This is a genomic window from Nonomuraea sp. NPDC049784 (assembly GCF_040659615.1).
Classification (GTDB): Bacteria; Actinomycetota; Actinomycetes; order Streptosporangiales; family Streptosporangiaceae; genus Nonomuraea.
Window position 1 is genome coordinate 21,800 of the sequence record NZ_JBFAMX010000012.1, and the last position, 21,089, is coordinate 42,888.

The window sequence follows — 21,089 nt, forward strand, 5'->3', positions numbered from 1 at the left end:
GTTTCGCTGGCCTGGCAGGTCCACGAAGGCACGCCGAAGACCGACGCCTCCGTGCGCACCATCGCCCTGGACACCGACACCGCCCAGGTGCTGCGCGCTCACCGACAGCAGCAACCCCAGGAACGGCTGGCCATGGGCGAGGCGTGGACCGACAGCGGGTTCGTCTTCACCCAGCCCGACGGCAGCCGCCTGCATCCCAGGCGCAGCCGCGCGCAGGCGGCGATCATCGCCTCGGCGGACATTGTGCCCCAAGACCGAGGAATTCGCCCTGGATGCGCCGATGCCCCCATCGGGGATTCTCCCGCGCCAACCGGATGATCAGATCGCGGATCTCTTCGGAGAGTGGGGGCCGACCTTGCTTGGCGGGGTAGGTCCACTTCTTCTTGACCAGCCTGCGGTGCCAGGCGAGCAGCGTGCCGGGTGTCACGATGCGATGCAGTCGAAGGCGAGCGCGTGACAGCCTGGCCGCGGCCAGCAGCGCCCGATCAGCCCAGTCCGGCCGGGGCTGGGCGACCTGGCGACGCAGCACCGCGATCTCATGCCGCAACACCAAGATCCTGTGCTCGGCGCGTGCTCCAGCACCCGGACATCCGTACGGGTTGATTGTCTGGAAGACCGACCCCGGCCTATCTCAGGCCACCGACGGACAGCCCTCCGCGCCAGTGCCGCTGAAGCGTGAAGAAGGCGATGACGAGGGGAACGACCGACACGAGCGCGCCCATGACGATGAGGCTCCAGAGGGAGGTGCTGCCCGCGTTGTTCGCCGAGGCGATTCCCTGCCAGAGGCCGAGTCCGACAGTGACGGGGAAGAGGCGATTGTCGGAAAGCATGGCGAGAGGCAGGAAGTAGTTGTTCCAGGACGCCACGGCAGACAGGAGCAGCACTGTGACCACCGCGGGCCGCATCAGGGGGAATGCGACCTGGAGGAACGTTCGCACCTCACCCGCACCGTCGGCCCGCGCCGCGTCCAGGATCTCGTCGGGAACCGCGTCGCGCGCGTATACGTGCATCAGGTAGACGCCGAACGGGTTGAGCAGTGATGGGAGGATCACCGCCCAGATCGTGTTGGTCAGGCCGAACTCGGAGAACATCATGAAGGTGGGGATCACCAGGGCCGTCGCCGGCACCATCAACGCGCCGAGCACGAGTGAGAAGCTGAAGCGCCTGGCGGCGAATCGGTACTTGGCGAATCCGTAGCCGGCCATGACGGCCAGGACCGTGGCGCCGACGCCGCCCACGAGTGCGTACAGCGTGGAGTTGAGGATCCACCTGCCGTAGATGCCGTTGTCATAGGTGAACAGTTGCTCGAGGTTGCCGAGGTAGTCGATCCGGTCGGCGAACCACAGGGTGTTGCCGCCGCCGAAAAGGCCGGGGGCGTCCTTGGAGCTGTTGACGATGACCCACCAGAACGGCACGAGGAAGTACACGACCAGGAAGCCGAGGAGCACCTGGAGGGGGAGGTGGCGTTGTGGCCGGCGGCGGACGCCGGCGCGGAAACGGTCGCTCGTCACAGAAAGCTCCTCCGCTTGCGGGTGAAGAACAGGAAGGCGTAGACACCGACGAAGACGATCCCGCCGAGGGCGAAGGAGATCGCCGATCCGTAGTTGAAGTTCGCGAGTGCGAACGCCTGCTGATACGCGTACATGTTGGGGGTGAAATCCGGTCCGATCGTGCCGGCCGCGAGGGAACGCAGAATCTGCGGTTCGTTGAAGAATTGCAGGGTGCCGATAAGCGAGAAGACCAGGATCAGCAGCAGTGCGGGGGCGATCAGCGGGATTTTGATCCGAAGTGCGATCTGCCATTTGCCGGCGCCGTCCATGCGGGCGGCCTCGTAAAGCGCCGGATCGATGCCCTGGAGCGCCGCATACAGGATGATCATGTAATAGCCGGCCCACTGCCAGGTGACGACGTTGACCAGACCGTAGAAGATCAGGTTGCTGCTGAGGAAATCAGGCGGGGCGGCGCCGAACAGGCCGAAGAGGTCGGAGAGCGGCCCGAAGCTCTTGCTGTACAGAAATCCCCACATGACGGCTCCGATGACCGTGGGGATCGCATAGGGGAGGAAGATCATGAGGCGGGAGAAGCGAGTGAACAGAGAGGTCACGGCATCCAGGATCAGGGCCATCGCGAGCGCGACGATGATCTGCAGCGGGATGGAGACCAGCGAGAAGCGTATGACGAGCCATGACCCGGAAAGGAAGCTCGGGTCGGTGAACGCCTTCACGTAATTGTCGAGGAAGACGAAACTGGTGCCGCCGATCAGCCTTTTCTGGAAAAGGCTGAGGTACAGCGCGTACGCGAGTGGCGCGATGAGCAACGCCAGGAAGACGATCCCGAATGGCCCGACGAAGAGCCACCCCATCACATGCTCACGGAGGCGCACCTTGCCACGAATTTTGTGCGTCCTGTCTTGGGTGCTTGGCACACTCTTGTCGATCATGAGGGTCAACCTGGACTCCGGGATGTCGATGCCGAGGGATCAGGGGTGGGCCGGCGGAGTGGAAGACGGCCCACCCCTCACGTCACTGAACGGTGAAGCCTTGCTCCTTGGCGTAGTTCGCCACGTCCTCCTGAATCCGGTCGGCGGCCTGCGCACCGGTGACGGAGCCCTCGATGAGCGCGCTGATCTGCTTGGTCATGGCGTCGAAGTAGTACTGGCCGAACGGGCTGTAGGTGACGCCCTTGTAGGCGTTGGCCGCGGGGATGTAGACCTCCTTGTTCGCCTGCTGGCCGTCGAAGAACCCGACCTTCAGGTTCACGAACTCGGGGTCGTTGAGCGCCTTGAGGTTCAGCGGGAAGATGATCTGGTTGGTCCAGCCGTGGGTGAGCGACTCCTTGTCGGCGTAGAGGCCGTACGCCGCCTTCGCCGCGAGTTCCGGGTTCTTCGCCTGGCTCGTCACGGAGAAGGCAGACCCGCCCCAGTTCACCTGCACCGGGTGGTCGGGATCCCATTGAGGGAGCGGCGCCACCGCGAACTTGCCCGTGTCCTTGCCCTTGCCGACGCCGGCACCGGTGAGGTAGCCGGGCGCCCAGGCCGCCGAGATGTACGTCGCGTACTTACCGTTGATCACGCCGGAGATGTACTCCGGGGTGAACTGGTCCTGCGTCCCGACCAGCCCCTTCTTCGCCAGGCGCCCCCAGTGGTCGAGCACGTCCTTGGAGGCCTGGTCGTTCAGCTTGACTCCGATTGAGCTCTGCTGCGCCGGATTGTAGGTGAACGGGGCCGCGCCCTTCTGGATCTGCAGCGCCATCGTGAGGGCCGACACGTTCGCGGCGAAGTCGCCGAACGCCGGACCACCCGCGTCCTTCATCTTCTGGGCCGCCTGCTCGTACTCGGCCCACGTCTTGGGCGGCGTGATGTCGTACTTCTCGAAGATGTCCTTCCGGTAGATCATCGCCATCGGACCACCGTCGACCGGCACGCCGTAGACCGCGTCACCGACCGAGACGTCCTTCCACGCGCCCTCGCTGTAGTCGGCCTTGACGGCGTCGAAGCCGTACTTCTTGATGTCGACGAGCGCGTTCTGGATCTGGAAGGTCGGGATCCGGTCCATCTCGATCATGATCACGTCGGGTGCGCCGGTGCCGGCCGAGATGGCCGTCTGGAACTTGTCGTACTCGTCACCGCCCTGGCCGACGTTGGTCCAGCAGACCTGCACCTCGCCGTTCTGCTTGTTGAAGTTGTCGACGACGAGCTGCATGTTGGGGTACCAGCCCCACATGGTCACGACCGGCAGGTTCTTCTTGGGGATCGTGTTCGTGCAGTTACTCGCGCCGCTGCCGCTCGCGGTGCTTGTGCCCCCTCCCCCGTTGGAGGAGCAGGCGACCAGCGCGGTCGTGACGGCGAGCACGGCCGCAGCAGCAGAAATCCATTTCTTGTTCATTGGCATATTCCCTTGGGGATCGCGGCGCACGGAGGTTCATACGCCGCCGTTGAAACCGAGCGATCGGCCGGGACGGGGCACGGATGACGCGACCCGCGCCCCGTCCTTCGTGCCGATCCTCATGTGAGCGCTAACACAGCCCCCGTCCGGCGGCGAAGGCCGGGCGGACGGGCTCGCCTAGCGCTTGAACAGGCGTGGCGCCAGGTCGATGAGGTTCTTCTGCCACACGTCCCAGCCGTGCGGCCCCGGGGTGACCCCGTCGAACTCATAGCGGATACCGAGGTTGTTCAGGGTGGTCAGGGACGTCATGAACGACGGGTGGACGAAGTCCGTCTGGTCGCCGACGTACAGGCGCAACAGCTTGGTGCCGCTGTTGATCGCCTCCGCGTCGACGCCGGCGGCACTGCCGAACCCGGCCGAGAACGCCGCGACGTAGGCGAACCGACCCGGGAAGGCCTTGAGCACGCCGAACGTCTGCCCGCCACCCATCGACAGGCCGGCGAGGGCCTGCTGCGAGGGGTCGTCGGAGACGTGGTAGCGGGCGCGGGCCGCCGGGACGATGTTCTCCAGCAGTTCCTTGTTGAAGTCGGAGACGTTGCCGTTGCTCATCACGACCACCATCGGCACCAGGTCCCCGTCGAGGAACTGGTGGTCGAGGATCTGCTTGGCGCGTCCCATCTCCACCCAGTCCGTGTAGCTCTGGCCGCCACCGTGCTGGAGGTAGAAGACGGGATACGGCTGCGCGCGGTTCGGGTCGTATCCCGGCGGGGTCCAGACCAGGGCGGTCCGGTCCTGGTTCGCCACGCCGCTCCGGTACGTCATGCTCTCGACCTTTCCGCCCTGGCCGGCGGGAACGTCCGTGAGCAGGCGTGCCTTGTCCCCACGGACGAGGAAGGTGCTCCAGGTCGGCTCAGAGGTCACCTTCGTCGGGTTCGAGGCATCCTTGACCGAGACCCCGTCCACCATCAGCCGGTAGTAGTAGAACCACGGGTCGAGCGGCCCCACGGTCGCCCGCCACCGGTCGCCCGCACGCGACAGCGGGATGCGCAGCCAACTTCCGTTAGGCGCCCAGTTCGCCCACACCTTGACGCGCTCAGCAGCCGTGAATTCCGTCGTGGTCTCGAAGGTGACGAAGCCGTCCTCGGTGACGAACGGCGTCGGGGTGGTGCCGGGGGCCGGCGGATTGAACTCGCCCTTCAGTTTCCCGTGCCCGGCGCTCGGACCGTGATCCGAGACCTTGCGGAACAGCCGCGGCGCGAAATCGATGAGGTTCTCCTGCCAGGCGTTCCAGTTCGCCCCGGCATCGGGGTTTACCCCGTCGAATTCGTACGTGATCCGGGCGCGGTCCAGAGCCTTCTTCAGGCGGTAGGTCGCGTTGTACGCGGGATCCGTCACGTTCCCCGTGTACAGGCGCACCAGCTTGACGTGGCGGTTGATCGCGTTCGCGTCCGTTCGGCCGACGCCATCCGTCAGGAGACCGGAGAACGAGCCGGCGTAGGCGTACTCGCCCGGGTGGGTCAGAGCGGCACGCAGCGCCCGTGTCCCGCCCTCGGCCACACCGGCGATCGCCTGGTGCGCCGGGTCACGATAAACGCGGTAGCGGTCGGCGACCGCCGTCCGGAGATCCTGCATACCGTCACCGTCGCTGATCACGACCACCATCGGCTCCATGGCGTTCTGGAGCGACAAGTTGTCGAAGATCTGCTTGGCCCGGCCGAGGTCGAGCCAGTCGGTGGCGCTCCCGCCGTCGCCGGGCTGCAGGAACAGCACCGGGTAGGCCTTGGGACCCTTGGCCGTGTATCCCGGTGGCGTCCATACCTGAGCCGACCTCTCCTGGTGCTTGGCCTGGTAGGTCAGGGTCTCGACCTTGCCGCCCTGCCCCTGAGGGGCGTCCGCCAGCAGGCGCGCCGCGTCGCCCGGCACGAAGAAGGTGCTCCAAAGAGGCTTGGACGCCACGCCGGTGCTGTTCGTCGGATCCTTGAGACCCTTGGTGTCATCGCCCGTGACCTGGTAGGAGTACAACCCGGGCCTGAGCGGGCCAAGGACCCCTGACCAGACGTCGCCCCGTCGGGTCAGACCGAACTCCGCCCGGGTGAAAGAGGGGCCGAAGTTCCCCTCGATGACGACCTGCGACACCGGGCCCACGCTGGCCTCGATGGAGGCCACCGGAACACTGAAGGACGCGTAGCCGTCCTCGGAGACACTCAGCCATGGCGTGTCCGCTGCCGCCGGCCGCGACGCGAGCAACATCGCCGCGATCGCCATGACCCCGGCGGTGATCGCCGCTGCGAGCCGGCGCCCGCCATGGGGGCGTGACCTGCCGTGATAAAGTAAAGAACGCATGCGAAACTCCCTTAATGGCTGGCCACGGTTGATGCCCGACTGGCCGGCCTGATTCATGCGGTGGATAGTTCGTGGTTGGTGTTCGCACCTCCATCCGTCGTGGGGTCAGCTTGCCCACCTGACGTTCGTTGCCGCGAACGTCAGGTGAGATCGAACGCCGTATCTGTGGGCGGCGTCACGGTCACATAGGGTTCCCCGGCGCCACGGTGGAGCCGCGAACCACCAGGCGGGTCGGGAGCACGATCTGACCGGGGCCCTCCCAGTCGCCGCACACCAGCGACTTGAGCATGCGCGCGGCCTCGTATCCGAGCCGGTACATCGACTGGTCCACCGTGGTCAGCCCCGGCTCGGTCAACGCGGACTCCGGAATGTTGTCGAAGCCGGCCACCGACAGGTCGCCGGGCACACTGAGCCCCAAGTCCTTCGCGACCGCCAGGGCTTTCAGCGCCATTCCGTCGCTCGCTGCGAAGATCGCCGTCGGACGGTCCGCCCTGTCCAGCAGCGCCCGCGCGAGCGGTGCCGCGGACTCGGGATTGAAGCTCCCTCTTGCGATCAGCTGCGGATCGATCGGAACACCGGCCTCGGTCAGCGCCCTGCGGTAACCTTCCTCGCGCGACCACGCGGCCTCCAGGCTGGCGCGGCCCGCGATGAAGCCGATGCGCCGATGCCCCAGGCCGAGGAGGTGCTGGACGACTGCGGTGGCGCCCGCGAAGTTGTCCGCCGTCACCGATGGCACCGTCGAGCCCTTCGCCGGATCGATGACCACGACGGGAGTGCCGCTCCGCACCTCGCCCGAGGGCGTGACCACGATGCAGCCGTCGGTGAGCGTGCCCGACAGGCGGGCCAGATGCCGCTGCTCCCAGCCGTCCAAGTACGTCCCGTAGAGGTCGCTGTTGGCGTAGATGATCAGATCGAAACCCGACTGACTCAGCGCATCCATGACCCCCTTGAGCACCTCGGCCGTATAGGACTGGAAGCTGTGCGTCACCAGCCCCAGGACGTTGGTACGGCTGCGCCGCAGGCTCGTCGCCACCAGACTCGACTCGTAGCCGAGCCGCTCGATGGCCGAGCGGACCTGCGCGATGGTGCTCGCGCTGACGCCGTAACGCCCGTTGACCACCCGCGACACGGTCGCGGTGGAGACGCCCGCTAATCGTGCGACATCGCTCATCGTCACCGGCGCACCGCCCTCGGCCATGCCGCCCTCACAAGTTGCAATCGTTATCGGTTACGTTTGCAGCGCAAAGGTAAGCGATGACGATTGCGGAAACAAGACCTTTTCGGCCGACCGTTCATCGGATAGAAGCATGGGCCGGATCGCGCGGTCGGGGCCAGGTGCCGCCGCGCGTCCGGTGATGGACAGCGCCCGAGCGCCGCCGTTCACCGGGCAGGTGACGGTCGTCCACGTCTGCCAGCCGCCGATCCCCGGCACGGTGCAGGTTCCCACCAGCGTGCCGTTGACGCCGTCGAGGTGGAGCTCGATCCGGCCGCCGCTGGTCGCGGCGGCCACCCGCGCGGTGAAGGACGTCGCGCCGGAGCCGAAGGCGACGCCCTTGACCTTGATGTGGTCGCCGTTCTCGATCCAGCCGACGTTCATGCCGCCCTCGCTGGAGGTCCTACGGCGAGATCGACTCGGTGGACTTATCCACGAATACACCCAGGTCGCATGAGGTGACACATTTCCGGCATCCACACGCCCCGATGCGTTACGGGCGCAGGGGAAGCTCGTCGAGCACGGACGTGGCGAGCGTCGCGGCGCTGGGCTCGTAGCGGTGGGCCAGGGTGTGGAACACGGTCTCGGCGCGGATCCCCGGCCAGTCGGCGGGCAGGTGCTCGGCGGGCAGACGGGGGTCCTGGCGGACCAGCTGCAGCCAGTCGGTGTGCAGGAACAGCTGCCTGGCCAGGTCGTCTGCGGCCGACGGCAGCGGGTGCGCCGTGTCCCAGCGGTCGAGGAAGGCCCGGTAGCGTTCGGCGATCTGGTCGGTGTCGAACGCCCTGCGCACCAGGTCGGCCGACTCCGTCGGCTTGAACGCCCGCGCCTGCAGCACGGTGACGTTGTCACCCAGGCCCAAGGGGGCCAGCATCGACTCCACGTCCTTCGCCCCGGGAGCGATCCACAACCCGCCCTGCAGCAGCCCGAACCCGGCCCAGATGAGCTGGGAGCGCAGGTCGTGGCGGGTGCTGCGCTCGCTGCCCGGTAACGAGAAGCCGACCAGCGTCCAGGTGCCGTCCCAGTCGCGGTTGACCGCGCCCTTCTCCCAGACGTGCCTGCGCCCGTTGTCGAGCACCTCCGTGGCGTGCGGCGTGAGCCCGAAATAGACCTTCTTGCCTTGACGGTGCCTGGCCAGCAGGTTGCGCTTGACCATGCGGGTGAGCGTCGAGCGCACTGCCTCCTCCGAGACGCCGAGGCGGGCGAAGACGTCGATGACGCTGCCCGAGTAGACCGCGGTGTCACGCCCCAGCACGTAGATGCCGAGAAAGCTGAACATCAGTGACTGGGGGCGCGCCGAAGGCAGCTGGTCCTGCTCGTCGTCGTGCTTCACAGGCATGAGCGTAGACCGAACCGAGACATCGGGCAAACTCTTGACTTAGGTTGAAATTATGCCCAACGTAGAACGCGGCAACGTTGCCGCATCGGCGGACTTCTACATTGTTTGGGTGGGAATAGATGGATTTGTCGGGCAAGGTGGCGGTGGTCACCGGGGCTGGGCGCGGTCTCGGCCGGGCCTACGCGGAGGCGCTCGGCGCCGCCGGAGCGGCGGTCGTCGTCAACGACGTGGACGCCGCGGCGGCCACTGAGGTGGCCGAGGCCGTAGTCGCCGCGGGCGGCAAGGCCGTGGTCGAGGCCGGCGCGGTCGGCTCGGCGCAGGTCGCGCAGCAGCTGGTGGAGGCGGCGGTCAAGGAGTTCGGCCGGCTCGACGTCATGGTGACCAACGCCGGCATCCTGCGGGACCGGGTCCTGTGGAAGATGTCCGACGAGGACTTCGACGCGGTCGTCGAGGTGCACCTGCGGGGCACGTTCACCGGTGCCCGTGCGGCCGCGGTCCGCATGCGTGAGCAGGGCGAGGGCGGCCGGCTGATCCTGATCTCCTCACCGGCCGGCCAGCGCGGCAACTTCGGCCAGACCAACTACGCCGCCGCCAAGGCCGGCATCGTCGCCATGGCCCGCACCTGGGCCATGGAGCTGGCCAGGGCGAACATCACGGTCAACGCCGTCGTCCCGGTCGCGGCCACCGAGATGACCAAGACGATCCCGGCCTTCGCCCCGATCCTGGAGGAGGCCGAGCGCACCGGCGGCCCGCTGCCGGACTGGCTGCGCAGGGACGAGGGCCTCGGCACGGTCGAGGACGTGGCCGGGCTCATCGTCTACCTGGCCTCCGACGCCTCCGTGGGCGTCACCGGGCAGGCCATCGGCATCGGCGGCGACAAGCTGGCCCTCTGGTCGCACCCGAAGGAGCAGGCCGTCGCGTACGCCGACGGCGGCTGGTCCGCCGACGCCATCGCCGCCTCCTGGGACACCGGCGTCGGCGCCGAGCCGGAGACGTACGGCATCCCCGCGCCAAAGGCCCCCACGTCATGAACATCGACGAGTTGGTCGCGATCGACGTCCACACCCACGCGGAGGTATCCAAGGACGGGCACGGCTCGCTCAGCCCGGAGCTGTTCGGCGCGTCGGCGGACTACTTCGGCGCGCACGAGCGGCCGACCATCGCGCAGATGGCCGCCTACTACCGGGAGCGGCAGATGGCCGCGGTGGTCTTCACCGTGGACGCCGAGCACGCCACCGGCCACCCCCGCATCTCCAACGAGGAGATCGCCGAGGGCTGCGCCGAGCACCTCGACGTGCTCATCCCGTTCGCCAGTGTCGACCCGTGGAAGGGCCGGGCGGGTGCGCGCGAGGCCCGCCTGCTGGTCACCGAGTACGGCGTGCGCGGCTTCAAGTTCCACCCCAGCATCCAGGGCTTCGCCCCCAACGACCCGATGGCCTATCCCCTCTACGAGGTGATCGAGGAGCTCGGCGCGGTGGCGCTGTTCCACACCGGCCAGACCGGCATCGGCGCGGGCGTGCCGGGCGGGGCGGGCATCCGCCTGAAGTACTCCAACCCGATGCTGGTCGACGACGTGGCCGTGGACTTCCCGCACCTGAAGATCATTCTGGCGCACCCGTCGTTCCCCTGGCAGGACGAGGCCCTGGCCGTCGCCACGCACAAGCCGTCGGTGTACATCGACCTGTCCGGCTGGTCCCCGAAGTACTTCCCGCCGCAGCTCGTCCGGTACTCCAACACGCTGCTGAAGGACAAGGTGCTGTTCGGCTCCGACTACCCGGTGATCACCCCGGACCGGTGGCTGGCGGACTTCGCCAAGCTCGACATCAAGCCCGAGGTCCGCCCCAAGATCCTCAAAGACAACGCCGCGCGCCTGCTCGGCCTCACCCCCAAGGAAACACAGTCATGACCATCGTCGCGAACGGTCTCACCGAGCTCAAGGCGCTGGCCGGGCACGACCTCGGCCACACCGGCTGGCAGGAGATCGCCCAGGACCGGGTGAACCTCTTCGCCCAGGCCACCGACGACCACCAGTGGATCCACGTCGACCCGGAAAAGGCGAAGGACGGCCCGTTCGGCGGCACGATCGCGCACGGTTACCTGACCCTCGCCCTGCTCATCCCGCTCTTCAACGAGCTGCTCGACATCCAGGGCATGAAGATGAGCATCAACTACGGCCTGGACAAGGTGCGCTTCCCCAGCCCGGTCAAGGTCGGCGGCAAGATCCGCCTGGCCGCCAAGGTCGCCGAGGTCGAGGACGTCCCCGGCGACGGCGTCCAGATGTCGCTCGACTTCACCGTGGAGATCGACGGCGCGGCCAAGCCCGCGTGCGTGGCCCGTGCCGTCTACCGGCACTACGCCTGAACCCCCTTCCGAGATGTGAGGAGCCCCCCACTCATGTCCAATCCCGTCCAGCTGCGCCGCGCGGTCGCCTCGAGCTTCCTCGGCAGCGTCATCGAGTACTACGACTTCCTCCTGTACGCCACGGCGTCGGCCGTCGTGTTCAACAAGGTCTTCTTCTCCAACCTCGACCCGCTGGTCGCCACGGTGGCCAGCCTGGGCACGTTCGCCACCGGCTACCTCTCCAGGCCGATCGGCGGCGTCGTGTTCGGCCACTTCGGCGACCGGCTGGGGCGCAAGCGCATGCTGGTCCTGACCATGGTGCTGATGGGCGCGGCCAGCTTCCTCATCGGGCTGCTGCCCACGTACGCGCAGGCCGGGGTGCTCGCCCCGATCGCGCTCGTCCTGCTGAGGGTCCTGCAGGGGGTCGCGGTCGGCGGCGAGTGGGGCGGCGCGGTGCTGATGTCCGCAGAACACGCCACCGCCCGCCGCGGCCTGTGGGCCAGCTTCACCAACGCCGGGGCGCCGTTCGGGATGGTGTTGTCCACGGGCGCGCTGAGCGGCACCGTCGCTCTCGTCGGCAACGAGGCCTTCCTGGCATGGGGCTGGCGAGTGCCGTTCCTGATCAGCATCGTGCTGCTCGCCATCGGCCTGTTCGTCAGGACGCGGGTGGAGGAGACCCCGGTGTTCAGCGCCGCCGTCAAGGAGCGCGCCTCCAGGGCCCCGCTGCTGGACGTGCTGCGCGACCAGCCTAGGACGCTGCTCCTCGGGGTCGGCGTGGGGCTGGCGGCGTTCGTGGCGCAGGGCACGCTCACCACGTTCCTCATCGCGTACGGCGTGGGGGCCGGTTTCGAGCGGCAGACCGTGCTGAACGGGCTGACGCTGTCGTCGGCGCTGGCCGTGTTCGGCATCCTCGGCTGGTCGGCGCTGTCCGACCGGATCGGGCGTCGGCCGGTCGTCGTGATCGGCGCGCTGATCATGGCGGTGTTCGCGTTCGCCCTGTTCCCGCTGGTGAACACGGGCAGCGCCGGGCTGCTCACCGCCGCGCTCGTCCTCGGCCAGGCCGTCGTGCACCCGATGATGTACGGTCCGCTGGCCGCGCTCTACACCGAACTGTTCAGCACCCGCACCCGCTACACCGGGGCGTCGCTCGGCTACCAGCTGGCCGGGCTCGGCGCCGGGCTGGCTCCCGTGGTGTTCGCCCAGATCCAGGCCTCCAACAGCGGCGGCGGGACCCTGGTCATCTCGGCCATCATCGCCGCCGCGTGCCTGCTGGCCGTGGTCTGCACGCTCGCGCTCAAGGAGACCAGCCACGGTGATCTCGCGGAGCCGGTCGTCTCCAAGGCCACCACGTCCTGACACGAGAGGCACGCTCATGCAGAACTCCGGGATCGGCGGCTGGCCGGCGCGGCGGGCCATGATGTCGCCGGACCGCACGGCCTTCGTCTTCGAGGACCGCTCTCTGACGTACGCCGAGGTCCACGAGCGGGTGACGCGGGTGGCGGCGCGGCTGCGGGACAGCGGCGTGCGGGCCGGGGACCGGGTCGCCTATCTCGGACCGAACCACACCGCGTTCGCCGAGACCATGTTCGCCACGCACGTGCTCGGTGCGATCTTCGTCCCGCTGAACTTCCGGCTCGCGGCGCCCGAGATCGACTACATGCTGGGGCACTGCGGCGCGAAGGTCCTGATCCACGCGCCGCAGTGCGCGGGCCTGGTGGCGGCGCTGACCAGCACGCCGGGTCCGGATGAGATCATCCCGCTCGACGCCTACGAGAGCTGGCTGGCGGCGGGGGATCATGCCCCGATCGACGTGCCGGTGGCGCAGGACGACATCGCGCTCATCCTCTACACGTCCGGCACCACCGGCCGGCCCAAGGGCGCCACGCTCAGCCACGCCAACCTGATCTGGAACACGTACAACATGCTCATCGGGGTGGACGTGGCCGGCGACGAGACGACGCTGGTCAGCGCCCCGCTGTTCCACGTGGCGGCGTTGAACCAGACGTTGCTGCCGACCTTCGCCAAGGGCGGCAGATCGGCGATCATGCCGTCGTGGGACGTGGACGCCTGTTACGACCTGATCGAAAAGTACGGCGTCACGTGGATGTTCGGGGTCACCACGATGTTCGCCGCGTTCGCCGCATCGCCGCGCTGGGCCGGGGCGGACCTGTCCTCGCTGCGGACGCTGATGTCCGGGGGAGCGGCGATCCCGCCCGCGCTGATCCGCACGTACCAGGAGCGGGGGCTGGTGTTCTGCCAGGGATACGGGATGACCGAGACCTCACCTGGCGCGACGTTCCTGGAGGCCAGTCAGAGCACGCGCAAAGTCGGCTCAGCGGGCGTGCCCGTCTTCTTCGCCGACGTGCGGGTGGTCCGGGCCGACCTCGACGACGCCTCGCCGGGCGAGCCCGGCGAGGTCCTCATCCAGGGCCCGAACGTCACCCCCGGCTACTGGAACGACGCAGGGGCCACCGCCGCGGCCCTCGCCGAGGGTGGCTGGTTCCGCTCCGGCGACGTCGCCTACCGCGACGAGGAGGGGCACCTGTACATCGTGGACCGGGTCAAGGACATGTACATCTCCGGCGGCGAGAACGTCTATCCGGCGGAGGTGGAGGCGGTCCTGTTCGAGCATCCCGCGGTTGCCGAGGCGGCGGTGGTCGGCGTCGCGGACGAGACGTGGGGGGAGACCGGCCGCGCGTTCGTGGTGACCCGTCCCGGGCACGCCGTCACGGGAAACGAGCTGCGCGAGTTCCTGCTCACCCGGCTGGCCAAGTACAAGATCCCACGGTACGTCACATTCCTCGACGACCTACCGAAAACCGGTTCCGGCAAGATCCAGAAGCGCAAGCTCTGGGAACTGCCGGGCGTCAGTGCGGCGGCAGGTCCGACAGAGCCGTCACGGCAGCGGTTGAGGTAGATCTCCAGGTCGCGGCGTTCGGCGCCGACGGCGTGGTCGGGACAGGCATGACAAGGTCGAGGAGATCCAGAGCGCGGACGGCGACGTCGTGTCCGGCGACACGATCAAGCCGGTCCCGCGGTTCTAGGGACATTCGTTTTCCGGTATCCGGAAACCGCCGTTCCGCGGTGCCGGTGACCCAGGTCACCATCGTTCCATTGTTGAAGGAGTCGCCCATGTCACTCATCCCCCGCGATCAGTGGTACGTCGCCGCGTACGGGCGCGAGATCGGCCACGAGCTGTTCAGCCGCACCATTTGCGGTGAGTCCATCCTGTTCTGGCGGACCCGCGCTGGGACCGTCACCGCCATGTCGGACCGCTGCGTGCACCGCCGGTTCCCGCTGTCCGAGCCGCCCAGCCGGCTGGTCGACGACCAGGTGGTGTGCGGCTACCACGGCTTCACCTACGGCGCCGACGGCGGCTGCGTGGCCGTCCCCGGCCAGACCCGGGTGCCGCGGACCGCCCGGCTGAAGAGCTACCCGGTCGTCGAGCAGGATTCGTTCGTCTGGGTCTGGATCGGCGACCCGGCCAAGAGCGACGCCACCCACATCCCGCGGGCACCCTGGCTGGTCTCCCCCGGCTACACCTCCGTGTCCGGGATGGAGCCGCTCAAGGCCCGGTTCGGGCTGCTGGTGGACAACCTGCTCGACCTGTCGCACGAGACGTACCTGCACGGCGGGTACATCGGCACCCCCGAGGTGGCCGCCACCCCGATCACCACTGAGGTGGACGAGGAGGCCGGGATCGTATACGTCAGCCGGCGCATGGACGACGCCGAGTGCCCGCCGTTCTACGCCAAGTCCACCGGGCTGACCGGGCGGATCATGCGGTGGCAGGACATCGAATATACGCCGCCGTGCCTGTACAAGCTGCACTCGCGGATCGCGCCGCCCGGGGTGCTGCCGAACGCCGACGGCACCGACCCGGACGCCTTCCATGTCGAGGTCGTGTACGCGATCACGCCCGAGACCGAGCACACCACGCACGACTTCTGGGCCGTGGCGCGGGACTTCTCCCTGGACGATCAAGGTGTGTCGGACTTCCTCGCCGAGAACAACCGGACCGTGGTGCTGCAGGACGTGGCCGCGCTGGACGTGCTGGAGCAGGTGATCGCGTCTGAGCCGGAGGGCTACCAGGAGCTGTCGATCAACATCGACACCGGCGGGCTGGCGGCGCGGCGCATGCTGGCCAGGCTCGCTCAGCAAGGCGTCGACAGCCGGGTGTGACGGGCATGGAATCGACGCGCATGCTCACCGGGCGTGAGGTGCTCCGTGTGGTGTGGCTGCCGGGTAGCGACATGCTGCAGGGCATGTGCCACTGCGGCGCCACCCACATCGCCGAGGGGCCGATCGAGGTGTGGGAATGGCTCCTCTCCCACCCGGTCGACCACTCCCCCGAACCGGCCCCCGGCCCGCCTGCGGTCGCCCCAGGACCGGAGCAGGCTCACGGCCCATCAGCCCCTTCCGGTGCGGGGGTGACCCGATGACCGCAGTGGGGAGTGTACGTGGCGCGGCCGAGCGCAAGGTCGTCGTGCACGCGCGTGAGCAGGTGGCCGAGGGGGTCGTCGCGATCGAACTGCGTGATCCGACCGGCGAAGAGCTGCCCGTCTGGACGCCCGGCGGGCACGTCGACCTGGTGCTCGCTGGCGGCGACCTCGTCCGCCAGTACTCACTGTGCGGCGACCCGGCCGACCGGACGACGTGGCGGATCGCCGTGCTGCGCGAGCCCGACGGCCGGGGCGGCTCCGCCTACGTGCACGACGAGCTCCGCCCGGGCGCCACGATCCTGACCCGCGGCCCCCGCAACAACTTCCCGCTCCACTCCGCTACCCGCTACCTGTTCATCGCCGGTGGGATCGGGATCACCCCCATCCTTCCCATGATCACCGCCGTCGAAGGCGCCCAATGGCGGCTGGCCTATGGCGGCCGCACGGCGGCGTCGATGGCGTTCGCCGACGACCTGCGTGCCACCCACGGCGACCGCGTGCTCCTGTGGCCGCAGGACCAGCACGGCCTGCTCGACCTCGACACCCTCCTGGCGGAGGAGCCCGTGGACACCCTCGTCTACTGCTGCGGCCCCGCCCCGCTCCTGGAGGCCGTCGAGGCGCGTTGCGCGAACCGCCCGCTGCACGTGGAACGCTTCACCCCCAAGGACACGGGCGACCCGGTCATGACCGGTGCGTTCGAGGTCGAGCTGACCGCTTCCGGTCTCACCTTGATGGTGCCGCCGGACCGGTCGATCCTGGAGGTCGTGGAGAAGGCGGGCGTACACGTCCTGACCTCGTGCCGGGAGGGCACGTGCGGCACGTGCGAGACCCCTGTCCTCGCCGGCGTCGTGGACCACCGCGACTCGCTCCTCACCCCCGAAGAGCAGGCGGCGAACGACGTGATGTTCGTCTGCGTCTCCCGCGCCGCCTGCCCCAAGCTGGTCCTCGAGCTCTGACTATGGAGCTCTGACCGTGGAGCCGCCGATGCCGTCAGCCGCCGTAAAGACCGGGCCGGTCGTGGCGCGCGCCCTGCAGATCCTCGGCGCGTTCACCTCCGATCGGCGGTCGCTGACGCTCAGCGACCTGTCCCGGCACTCCGGGCTGCCGGTCTCCACTGTGCACCGGCTGGTGGCAGAGCTCGTGGCCTGGGGCGCGCTGGAACGGGGCCCGGCCGGCTGCTACCACATCGGCCTGCGCCTGTGGGAGATCGGCTCGCTCGCCCCGCGCGGGCTGGGCCTGCGTGAGGTCGCGCTGCCGTATCTGGAGGACCTGTCGCAGGTGACCCGCGAGAACGTGCAGCTGGCCGTGCGGGAGGGCACCGAGGTCGTGTTCGTCGAACGGATCGCGGGCAGCGGCGCGGTGCCGGTGCTCACCCGGGTCGGCGGCCGCTTCGCGCTCACGGCCACCGGCGTCGGCCTGGTCCTGCTCGCGTACGCCCCCGCCGACGTGCAGAAACAAGTCCTGGCCCACCCGGTCGAGCGGTACACCGAGCGCACGCTCACCACCGCCCACCAGATCCGCGCGGCCCTGGCCGGCGCCCGCGCCCGCGGCTACGCCGTCAGCGACCGCCAGGTCACCATGGACGCCCTGTCCGTCGCCGCCCCGATCCACGACCTCGACGGCGAGGTCGTCGCCGCCGTGTCCCTGGTCGTCCGCCACGGCACCGCCTCGACCCAGGCACTCGCCCACCTCGTACGCACCAGCGCCCGCGCCATCTCCCGCGCCCTCCCGCCGTTCGCGGCCGGACACTGACGAGCTCGCGGGACGGTCAGCCCTCAGCGCGCCCGGACCCGCGCCTGAGCCTGCCGGCCTTGCAGTGCCAATACTCGCCCATGGCATCTGACCTGGCCTTCTATCCCCGGCCAAGGCACCATCCGCCGGATCCTCGCCGCGGCCGGTCTGGGCCCAGCGCCACGTCAAACTGCACCGACCTGGCGACAGTTCCTCACCTCGCAAGCCTCCGGCATCTTGGCGTGCGACTTCATGCACGTCGACACCGCGTTCCTCAAGCGCCTGTACGTCTTGTTCGTCATGGAGATCCAGACACGCCGCGTGCACATACTGGACGTCACCTCCAACCCGACCGGTGCATGGACCACCCAGCAAGCCCGGAACCTGCTGATGGACCTGGGTGAACGCGCCAGCGCCTTCAGGTTTCTCATCCGCGACCGTGACGCCGCCCCCGCATCACGGACTCCCCAAGCTCGCCGACCGGCGACCTGCACAAACACCAGGAACAAGCGAATCAAACCGAAGGGGTGCAGTGTGAAGCCAACGGTTTCGCCCGTGGTGACCGGACGGGCGTCTCAGGTCGTATTGGCGGCGGGTGGATTCGGTGTTGGTGAGGACCTGCTTGAGCCTGGATTGGCGGACATACAGGTAGACGTGGCGATGCAGGTGGGCCGCACTCACCTTGGACGGGCCGCCTGCCACTGGCGCCGAGGTCGGCGCCGATGAGGGGGTGGGTGCTGACAGGTGAGACATCGATGGTCTTCCTTCCTCCAGGCGAGCGGTGCGGGTAGTCAGGGCGGGATGAGGGTCATGGCCGCCAGAATGTTGACGAGTTCGCTGGTCAGGTCTGCGGGCAGTGCTGGTGAGCGGTCCCGAGAACCGGAGACGGGGGCGGTGGTGGAGACGGTGGCGGGGGCGCGGCGGGGTGGGCCGATCACGTCGGCCAGGACGGTGAGCCAGGCGGTGATGCCTTTGCCGATCAGTACGGCAAGGCCGAGTGGAACGCGTTCGCGCGTGCGTGCAGGGCGGCATGGCGAAGGTGTTCGTAGCGGGCGTCCAGCAGATCGCCGCGCCGGGTGGTGCGCCCGTTGCTGGGAGCATGTCCCTGACCGGTATCCGGGCCGGTGCCCGGGGGTGCAGCCACCAGGTCAGGGTGAGGTCGACGGGACAGGGGCGGGGACGGGTTCACCTCCTCGGGGTTCTCGCGGGCGGGCAGGTCAGGGGCGGCTTTTGGAGTGCTCCCGGTAGCGGGCCAGCGCTCGCTCGATGGGGCGGGGGTGCACGCGCACGCCGAAGGTCTCCTCGATCGGGCCGATGAGGTCCTTGGCCCGCAGCGCCGGGTGGCGGCCAGCCATTCTTCGGCGAACACGCAGACCTGTTCGGTGAGCTTGTGGCCACCCTTCGGGCCCGGCTTGGCCGGCACCAGGGCGGCCAAGCCCGCCGTCGGCCAGGGCGGCAGCGGCCGCGTAGTAGGCCGGCCGGGAGTACCCGAACGCCGCCGCCGTGGGCCACCGCTGTCCCGTCCTCCACGGCGCGCACCATCTCGTACTTGACCTGCACCGCATCGCGCGGGTCGAAGAAGTCCGAGGACAGCGGATGAAACGGGTGGGTCACCCGAACACGTCGGTACCGATCGTTGCCATCGGGTGTAGTTGACGGCGTACTCCAACGCGTTCGCCGAACGGTTCGTGGGAACGCTACGCCGTGAGTGCCTCGACCACCTGCTCATCTATGGTGAGCGGCGCCTGCGTAAGGTCCTGGCCGAGTAAGAACGCCATTTCAACCACCATCGCCCGCATCAGGGCCGTTCGCTCCGCCCCACCGTTGCACGATCCCAGCAAGGCGATCGACATGACCGCCCAGATCCACCGTCGAAGGACCGTCACTGGACTGATCAGCGAGTACCGCAGAGCGGCCTGATCGCCCTGCAAACGCCGAGCTCAGCAACAGTATCCGCGTTTTGGCACCGCACACGTACTCCAGTGTCACTTTGAGATCATGGCTGCTGGCCGGATGCGCCCTCCTGGGCGATGAGAAATCGGTAGCCCTCGATCATGGCGTTGAACGCCCATTCACCCCACGGCGCGTGGCGTAGTTCCTGAGTCACCACTCCGGCTGCCTGGTGCTGCTCGTGGACCTTCTCCACGCCGTCATCCAGCCGGATGTAGACCTCGACACCTGCGCCGCGGTGGTCACGTGCGGCCGCTGGGAGGAAATGTTCGTCGTCGACGCCCAGCATGACTTGGGCATCGCCCAGGCTCACGCAGGCAAGGCGGTCATCGGAGTCCGATGGCGTGGCGAACACCAGCTCCCAGCCCGCCCGCTTGAAGGACTCGGCGGCGCGGTAGGGGTCGTCGCAGGCAAGGATCACGGAGATCATGCGACATAACCTAGTGCTCCAGTGACATGCGCGATCATGGTTGCGATCTGCGCTGGTAGTGACAGCGTCGGGCGGTGGCTTGATGGCGGCGGCGCCATTGTGACCAGTGCAGAATCTGCCGGGTGGTGGGGTGGCGGGTCAGGATGAGGACGGCCAGCAGCCGGCGGACCTCGGGCATGGTCAGCGGGATATGCTCCTCGTCGCAGGCAGGCTGAAGCGCGGCGAGGGCGGCAGTCGTGCCGTCACGAGCTCCTCGACCGCTGCCTCGTATGGAACGAACGCCACCTGCGGCACGCCCTGCGCGAGTACGAACGGTTCTACAACCAGCACCGCGCCCACCAAGCCCTGGACCAAGCCGCCCCGCTGCGTCCCGTCCCGGACCCGATCACAGACCCCGGGCGAATCATCGACCTGAACATACGCCGACGAGACCGGATCGGCGGAGTCCTCGACGAGTACTCACATGCCGCTTGACCTGCATGGATGAAATTTCCGGCAGGCGCAGTGCCTGGCGACGTCAATCGGCCGCCTGGGCGTACTTCACGGTGCAGAGCAATGTCATGCTCGCGCTCTACTACGGCTGGCGGCTGGTCAACTACCGCAGCAGGTCGGCCTCACCCGATGTCAAAGGCGCGGTGACCCTATACCTACTGATCACATGCCTGGTCACCTACATCTCGCGCGACCTCGCGAACCCGCTGGTACTGCTGGACGGCGGCAGCGTGCGCGGGCTGGGCAACTTCCTGCTGCACTACGTGACGCCCGTCATGGCGCTGGTCGACTGGGCCGCCTTCGACCGGTCGCGCCGGGTGCGCTGGGCCGCGCCGTTCGCCTGGCTGTGCTACCCGCTCCTGTACGGCGCCTTCGTGCTGCTCGCCGCCCCGAACCTGCCCCGCCACTACGTCTACCCGTTCCTGAACGTGGAGCGACTGGGCTGGCCGACGGTCGCGTCGCTGGCGGTCGCCGCGTCGGCCCGAACGCCTGCCGTCGTCTACAGGGTGTAGGCGAAGCAGCCGGAGGCACGGCCGATGCTGACAGTGATACGGACGTGCCCGTCGGCTGGCAGCAGGATCGAGCCGGGGTAGATCGTGTCCCGGGAGGGCGAGCCGTCGTCGTTGAGCACGGAGGCCGTCGCCGCGGCGTCGCGTACGTAGTAGGCGACGGTGCCCGATTCGACGTGCTCGACCCGGATCAGCGCGTCCGCACGGCCCTTGACGGGGTCCTGCGCGACCCACAGCTTGGCCACACCGCCGCGCTGGCCGCGCAGGCCGCTGCCGAACGGCCCTGCCCGTACGCCGCCCACGGAGGTGCCCTTGTCTCCAGCGCGGTCGGCGTCGACGCAGGGCACGCCGCTGCCGGACGGGGTCGCGGGTGGTGTGACGGGGGTCGCCCAGCTCAGGGTGCTCGGCGGCTGTTCCAC

Annotated in this window: 24 protein-coding genes; 12 read left to right on the forward strand and 12 right to left on the reverse strand. The window is 68.4% G+C overall.

Annotated features, from left to right (window positions below):
- The first annotated feature begins 51 nt into the window (after positions 1-51).
- Entirely contained in the window at positions 52-318 is a 267-nt protein-coding gene (locus AB0J09_RS05510) for a hypothetical protein (RefSeq protein ID WP_360685552.1), read from the forward strand.
- Positions 319-626: 308 nt separating this feature from the next.
- Here the strand turns inward: AB0J09_RS05510 and AB0J09_RS05515 are convergent, their stop codons facing one another.
- From AB0J09_RS05515 to AB0J09_RS05545, 7 genes are all read right to left on the reverse strand, one after another.
- Positions 627-1,511 carry a carbohydrate ABC transporter permease gene (locus tag AB0J09_RS05515; protein WP_360685555.1) on the reverse strand — a complete coding sequence of 295 codons (885 nt, stop codon included), beginning with the start codon at positions 1,509-1,511 and terminating at the stop codon, positions 627-629.
- Complete coding sequence (locus tag AB0J09_RS05520) at positions 1,508-2,440, reverse strand: sugar ABC transporter permease (protein ID WP_360685558.1); 933 nt, start codon at positions 2,438-2,440, stop codon at positions 1,508-1,510. Before AB0J09_RS05520 ends, AB0J09_RS05515 begins: the two co-directional genes overlap by 4 nt.
- 82 nt (positions 2,441-2,522) lie before the next feature.
- A complete protein-coding gene (locus AB0J09_RS05525) occupies positions 2,523-3,884 on the reverse strand; it encodes an extracellular solute-binding protein (RefSeq protein WP_360685561.1) in 1,362 nt (453 codons plus the stop codon).
- A 177-nt stretch (positions 3,885-4,061) separates the two neighbouring features.
- Complete coding sequence (locus AB0J09_RS05530) at positions 4,062-6,227, reverse strand: alpha/beta hydrolase-fold protein (protein WP_360685564.1); 2,166 nt, start codon at positions 6,225-6,227, stop codon at positions 4,062-4,064.
- Positions 6,228-6,408: 181 nt separating this feature from the next.
- Positions 6,409-7,398 (reverse strand): LacI family DNA-binding transcriptional regulator, encoded by a 990-nt coding sequence (locus tag AB0J09_RS05535; RefSeq protein ID WP_360685567.1) that lies wholly within the window; start codon positions 7,396-7,398, stop codon positions 6,409-6,411.
- 57 nt (positions 7,399-7,455) lie between these two features.
- Positions 7,456-7,920 carry a carbohydrate-binding protein gene (locus tag AB0J09_RS05540; protein ID WP_360685570.1) on the reverse strand — a complete coding sequence of 155 codons (465 nt, stop codon included), beginning with the start codon at positions 7,918-7,920 and terminating at the stop codon, positions 7,456-7,458.
- Positions 7,921-7,933: 13 nt separating this feature from the next.
- The gene (locus tag AB0J09_RS05545) at positions 7,934-8,770 is read right to left on the reverse strand and encodes a PaaX family transcriptional regulator C-terminal domain-containing protein (RefSeq protein ID WP_360685573.1); all 837 of its coding nucleotides are present in this window, start codon (positions 8,768-8,770) and stop codon (positions 7,934-7,936) included.
- Between the two features lie 125 nt (positions 8,771-8,895).
- Between AB0J09_RS05545 and AB0J09_RS05550 the strand changes: the two genes are divergently transcribed.
- The 10 genes from AB0J09_RS05550 (at position 8,896) to AB0J09_RS05595 (ending at position 18,015) form a co-directional block, all read left to right on the forward strand.
- Positions 8,896-9,807 (forward strand): SDR family NAD(P)-dependent oxidoreductase, encoded by a 912-nt coding sequence (locus AB0J09_RS05550; RefSeq protein WP_360685576.1) that lies wholly within the window; start codon positions 8,896-8,898, stop codon positions 9,805-9,807.
- Positions 9,804-10,682: an amidohydrolase family protein gene (locus tag AB0J09_RS05555; RefSeq protein ID WP_360685579.1), complete on the forward strand. Its 879-nt coding sequence runs from the start codon at positions 9,804-9,806 to the stop codon at positions 10,680-10,682. Before AB0J09_RS05550 ends, AB0J09_RS05555 begins: the two co-directional genes overlap by 4 nt.
- Positions 10,679-11,137, forward strand: coding sequence for a MaoC family dehydratase (locus tag AB0J09_RS05560; RefSeq protein WP_360685582.1), 459 nt, complete (start codon positions 10,679-10,681; stop codon positions 11,135-11,137). The genes AB0J09_RS05555 and AB0J09_RS05560 overlap by 4 nt, the downstream gene beginning before the upstream one ends.
- Positions 11,138-11,170: 33 nt before the next feature.
- Complete coding sequence (locus tag AB0J09_RS05565) at positions 11,171-12,472, forward strand: MFS transporter (RefSeq protein ID WP_360685585.1); 1,302 nt, start codon at positions 11,171-11,173, stop codon at positions 12,470-12,472.
- Positions 12,473-12,488: 16 nt separating this feature from the next.
- The gene (locus AB0J09_RS05570) at positions 12,489-14,033 is read left to right on the forward strand and encodes a long-chain fatty acid--CoA ligase (RefSeq protein WP_360685588.1); all 1,545 of its coding nucleotides are present in this window, start codon (positions 12,489-12,491) and stop codon (positions 14,031-14,033) included.
- Between the two features lie 215 nt (positions 14,034-14,248).
- Positions 14,249-15,298, forward strand: coding sequence for an aromatic ring-hydroxylating dioxygenase subunit alpha (locus AB0J09_RS05575; protein WP_360685591.1), 1,050 nt, complete (start codon positions 14,249-14,251; stop codon positions 15,296-15,298).
- Positions 15,299-15,303: 5 nt separating this feature from the next.
- Complete coding sequence (locus AB0J09_RS05580) at positions 15,304-15,558, forward strand: hypothetical protein (protein WP_360685594.1); 255 nt, start codon at positions 15,304-15,306, stop codon at positions 15,556-15,558.
- Entirely contained in the window at positions 15,555-16,514 is a 960-nt protein-coding gene (locus AB0J09_RS05585; RefSeq protein ID WP_360685597.1) for a PDR/VanB family oxidoreductase, read from the forward strand. Before AB0J09_RS05580 ends, AB0J09_RS05585 begins: the two co-directional genes overlap by 4 nt.
- Positions 16,515-16,542: 28 nt before the next feature.
- Positions 16,543-17,310: an IclR family transcriptional regulator gene (locus AB0J09_RS05590; protein ID WP_360685600.1), complete on the forward strand. Its 768-nt coding sequence runs from the start codon at positions 16,543-16,545 to the stop codon at positions 17,308-17,310.
- A 231-nt stretch (positions 17,311-17,541) separates the two neighbouring features.
- Positions 17,542-18,015, forward strand: a complete 474-nt coding sequence (locus AB0J09_RS05595; RefSeq protein WP_360685603.1) for a hypothetical protein — start codon at positions 17,542-17,544, stop codon at positions 18,013-18,015.
- A gap of 65 nt (positions 18,016-18,080) precedes the next feature.
- On the opposite strand, the gene AB0J09_RS05600 is transcribed toward AB0J09_RS05595, so the two are convergent.
- The 4 genes from AB0J09_RS05600 to AB0J09_RS05615 form a co-directional block, all read right to left on the reverse strand.
- Positions 18,081-18,227: a hypothetical protein gene (locus tag AB0J09_RS05600; RefSeq protein WP_360685606.1), complete on the reverse strand. Its 147-nt coding sequence runs from the start codon at positions 18,225-18,227 to the stop codon at positions 18,081-18,083.
- A 41-nt stretch (positions 18,228-18,268) separates the two neighbouring features.
- Entirely contained in the window at positions 18,269-18,433 is a 165-nt protein-coding gene (locus AB0J09_RS05605; protein ID WP_360685608.1) for a hypothetical protein, read from the reverse strand.
- A gap of 73 nt (positions 18,434-18,506) precedes the next feature.
- Positions 18,507-18,644 carry a hypothetical protein gene (locus AB0J09_RS05610; RefSeq protein WP_360685611.1) on the reverse strand — a complete coding sequence of 46 codons (138 nt, stop codon included), beginning with the start codon at positions 18,642-18,644 and terminating at the stop codon, positions 18,507-18,509.
- 641 nt (positions 18,645-19,285) lie between these two features.
- A complete protein-coding gene (locus AB0J09_RS05615) occupies positions 19,286-19,669 on the reverse strand; it encodes a hypothetical protein (RefSeq protein ID WP_360685614.1) in 384 nt (127 codons plus the stop codon).
- Positions 19,670-20,148: 479 nt separating this feature from the next.
- Here AB0J09_RS05615 and AB0J09_RS05620 point away from each other — a divergent pair, with 479 nt between their 5' ends.
- Complete coding sequence (locus AB0J09_RS05620) at positions 20,149-20,673, forward strand: Pr6Pr family membrane protein (protein ID WP_360685617.1); 525 nt, start codon at positions 20,149-20,151, stop codon at positions 20,671-20,673.
- Here the strand turns inward: AB0J09_RS05620 and AB0J09_RS05625 are convergent.
- Positions 20,661-21,089, reverse strand: a complete 429-nt coding sequence (locus AB0J09_RS05625) for a hypothetical protein (protein WP_360685620.1) — start codon at positions 21,087-21,089, stop codon at positions 20,661-20,663. The genes AB0J09_RS05620 and AB0J09_RS05625 overlap by 13 nt on opposite strands.

Coding starts and splice junctions, on each gene's coding strand:
- AB0J09_RS05610 (WP_360685611.1), bottom strand. CDS start 18,644: ATGGCTGGCCGCCACCCGGCGCTGCGGGCCAAGGACCTCATCGGCCCG.
- AB0J09_RS05585 (WP_360685597.1), top strand. CDS start 15,555: ATGACCGCAGTGGGGAGTGTACGTGGCGCGGCCGAGCGCAAGGTCGTC.
- AB0J09_RS05530 (WP_360685564.1), bottom strand. CDS start 6,227: ATGCGTTCTTTACTTTATCACGGCAGGTCACGCCCCCATGGCGGGCGC.
- AB0J09_RS05595 (WP_360685603.1), top strand. CDS start 17,542: ATGCACGTCGACACCGCGTTCCTCAAGCGCCTGTACGTCTTGTTCGTC.
- AB0J09_RS05560 (WP_360685582.1), top strand. CDS start 10,679: ATGACCATCGTCGCGAACGGTCTCACCGAGCTCAAGGCGCTGGCCGGG.
- AB0J09_RS05590 (WP_360685600.1), top strand. CDS start 16,543: ATGCCGTCAGCCGCCGTAAAGACCGGGCCGGTCGTGGCGCGCGCCCTG.
- AB0J09_RS05555 (WP_360685579.1), top strand. CDS start 9,804: ATGAACATCGACGAGTTGGTCGCGATCGACGTCCACACCCACGCGGAG.
- AB0J09_RS05575 (WP_360685591.1), top strand. CDS start 14,249: ATGTCACTCATCCCCCGCGATCAGTGGTACGTCGCCGCGTACGGGCGC.
- AB0J09_RS05570 (WP_360685588.1), top strand. CDS start 12,489: ATGCAGAACTCCGGGATCGGCGGCTGGCCGGCGCGGCGGGCCATGATG.
- AB0J09_RS05535 (WP_360685567.1), bottom strand. CDS start 7,398: ATGAGCGATGTCGCACGATTAGCGGGCGTCTCCACCGCGACCGTGTCG.
- AB0J09_RS05550 (WP_360685576.1), top strand. CDS start 8,896: ATGGATTTGTCGGGCAAGGTGGCGGTGGTCACCGGGGCTGGGCGCGGT.
- AB0J09_RS05580 (WP_360685594.1), top strand. CDS start 15,304: ATGGAATCGACGCGCATGCTCACCGGGCGTGAGGTGCTCCGTGTGGTG.
- AB0J09_RS05520 (WP_360685558.1), bottom strand. CDS start 2,440: ATGATCGACAAGAGTGTGCCAAGCACCCAAGACAGGACGCACAAAATT.
- AB0J09_RS05565 (WP_360685585.1), top strand. CDS start 11,171: ATGTCCAATCCCGTCCAGCTGCGCCGCGCGGTCGCCTCGAGCTTCCTC.
- AB0J09_RS05525 (WP_360685561.1), bottom strand. CDS start 3,884: ATGAACAAGAAATGGATTTCTGCTGCTGCGGCCGTGCTCGCCGTCACG.
- AB0J09_RS05615 (WP_360685614.1), bottom strand. CDS start 19,669: ATGATCTCCGTGATCCTTGCCTGCGACGACCCCTACCGCGCCGCCGAG.
- AB0J09_RS05620 (WP_360685617.1), top strand. CDS start 20,149: ATGGATGAAATTTCCGGCAGGCGCAGTGCCTGGCGACGTCAATCGGCC.